Genomic DNA, 459 nt, shown 5'->3' with positions numbered 1-459 from the left:
TAACGTGAATATCGTTTAAGCGACCAGGTATAATTGTCCATGTTTTTTTTCAAATTGTATATTAAGAGAAGGTTTTTTAGGGAAGAAGCAATAAGCAGAGAGGGCACTGATCAGGTTGATCAGGAAATTACCAAGCGAGCGGTGCCTGGTATGCTGTAGTTTGCAGATATTTTTGAGTTCATCATTGACCGATTCGATGATGGCTCTTTTTCGAAGTAAAATCCTATCGGTCTGGCTCAGGTTGACGTTTTTCATATTCTTTTTGGGCTTTGCAATAAGTTGTATGCCGTTTCCAAAAAGCAGATCGGAGAGCTTTTTAGAGATATAGCCTTTATCAGCAAATAGCTTCCCGAACATGTTTTCGGTCATGGATTTCATCACTTTAAGGTTCCTGTCATCTACATTACCTTTGGTTAAAAAGAAAGCGATGATCTCTCCTTTGTCATTGATGATCAGATG

1 protein-coding gene is annotated in these 459 nt (G+C 38.6%); it reads right to left on the bottom strand.

What is annotated here, in order from left to right; genetic code table 11:
• Window positions 1-15: 15 nt before the first annotated feature.
• A partial coding sequence (locus FNH22_RS31805; RefSeq protein WP_143402575.1) for an IS982 family transposase occupies window positions 16-459 on the bottom strand: 444 nt, incomplete at its 5' end.

The sequence above is a fragment of the Fulvivirga sp. M361 genome (genome assembly GCF_007097395.1).
In the GTDB taxonomy this organism is placed as follows: domain Bacteria; phylum Bacteroidota; class Bacteroidia; order Cytophagales; family Cyclobacteriaceae; genus Fulvivirga.
Note: the sequence above shows the minus strand (reverse complement) of the source record. Positions and strands in the feature narration are given on the sequence as shown.